The following is a 1,878-nucleotide window of genomic DNA, read 5'->3' on the forward strand; positions in this document are numbered from 1 at the left end:
GGTGCCTCCTACGGCGGCAGAGGCAAGCTGCTGCAACCGCACCGTGTCGTTAGCGACCGTATGATCGGCTTGCCAGGCATCGTAATAGGCGTTATTGAAGTTGATGAAAAACTGTGGGTTCTGGATAAAGCATTTCAGCCAAGCAGTAGAGGCCATTTGCAGGCGCGGCACCAACATGCCCCCAAGGCCGGTGAGCGTTTGGTTGCTCTTGGTAGGGGGTAAAAAGGTATTGTTGCCAAGGGCCGGCTGGTTGAGCACATCGTAGTAGGGAGTGTAATAAAAATCGGCAGCAGGGTCTATAGGTTGGGTGGTAGGAAACTGGCCTTGAAGGTCTTGAGCCACAACCACAGCGGCGGCGCGCGCCATGCCCATCTCCCAGGCGTCATAGCCAATGGCTAAAGGGCCGTGGAAGGTCTGTGCCATCGCCTGCAATAGGCCGAGATATTTATCTTGGTCTGTGCTAAAGTTGGGCAGATCGATATCTACAGAGCCGTCTGGGTTCATCACCACCGTAACTCCGATGATGCCGGATACTTTGGTAGGGTTATCGTCCTTGTTGAGAATGGTTACCTGACCGTTCCAGAGGGGGGGGCCGATGCGCCGTACAAGAGCCGGATAGAGGAGGTTGTTGACCACATTGTCTAGGGCAGAGGCGGTGGGCACATCGAAGGCGTATTGCCCTGTGGTGTTGGCAACGAAGGTAAGCTTGTTGTTGGCCGGCACGCTTCTGCCAACTTGCGGCGCCTGGGGAAGCAGTATCTGGCCGTTATGGCGCACTACCACCATATCTACCACCGGGATTTGGTGATTCAAAGGGAAGGCATGAAGGCGGCGCAGTGCGGCGATCTCCGGGGCAACGGCGGCGGCGCGAGTTTGCATGACCTGACGAATACGTTGCGCAATCGCCTGCTGCACTTCATTTCTGTCGTTTGGATGGGCTACATCCACCACAACAACCGACTGAGGGCCGTTACCGATGGTATGAAACGGCCTGTTTAAAATGTTACGATAGGTTTGTGCGGTGGCCCGCTGGCATGACCAACAGGCACACAACGTAAAGCTAAACGCTAAATAGGCAAGTAGCGCCGTTCGCATATTCAATGCCCACATTCCTCCCTAACAGATTTGCCGATTTTGGTACACAACTGCAACCAGATTCGCCTTGCGGCAGAAAACCTCCTGCCGTGAACACTTCCGCATGCACACAATCGCCTTTGCAAGGCGGCGACGGCCACCCTCAAAGACGATAAGGTTTTTGCCAACAGCCTTCGCCGGTGGTTCGCCTATGGAACCACAAACGAGCCGATGGGACTTACGGAGAACGCATAGCCCACGTTGCTGCTTGGGGGGGTGTATTGAGCAATGACCGCCCAGTAGTAGGTACCCGGGGGAAGAGGGGACGTGATAGTATAGCTTGTAGAGGAGGTAATTTGCTGGAGAATGGGATTTACTCCATTGGTGTCGGACTGATAGTCCGGAAACTGGTTGTAGACCAAAACCGTGTATTGCCCGGCGGCGCTGACGCTTGTCCAGGTAAGGGTTGGGGTAGAGCTAACTGTTTGGCCGCTCACGGGGCTTAGCACATTAATGGGGTCGAGCGGGCTAACCTGAATAGGCGAGGTAGGTTGACCCTCCTGGCCGTTTTGTGGGAAGTTGATCGTGTCTACCGGCGCAACGCTGTAGAAGTAGATGACATTGGGCGTAAGGCTGGGGTCTTGATCGGCAAAACGGTCACCCAAAGGATCGCGCAGAAGGGCTATCGAGCTAAAATGAACGTTGTCGTTTGGGGAGCGCAGAATATCGAAACCCAAAAGGTTAGGAACCTGCTGATAGTCCCAAAAAAGATCACACTCCACGATGCTGCCGGCAGGAGCACTG

At 54.7% G+C, this 1,878-nt stretch carries 1 protein-coding gene and 1 pseudogene; both read right to left on the reverse strand.

Annotated features, from left to right (window positions below; translation table 11 throughout):
• The coding region (locus tag VKV29_RS01375) for a hypothetical protein (RefSeq protein WP_324199501.1) at positions 1 to 1,095 on the reverse strand (1,095 nt) is incomplete at its 3' end.
• Between the two features lie 188 nt (positions 1,096 to 1,283).
• Positions 1,284 to 1,878: pseudogene (locus VKV29_RS01380) on the reverse strand (hypothetical protein); the annotation flags it as partial.

Source organism: Chthonomonas sp. (assembly GCF_035294165.1).
Taxonomy (GTDB): Bacteria; Armatimonadota; Chthonomonadetes; order Chthonomonadales; family Chthonomonadaceae; genus Chthonomonas.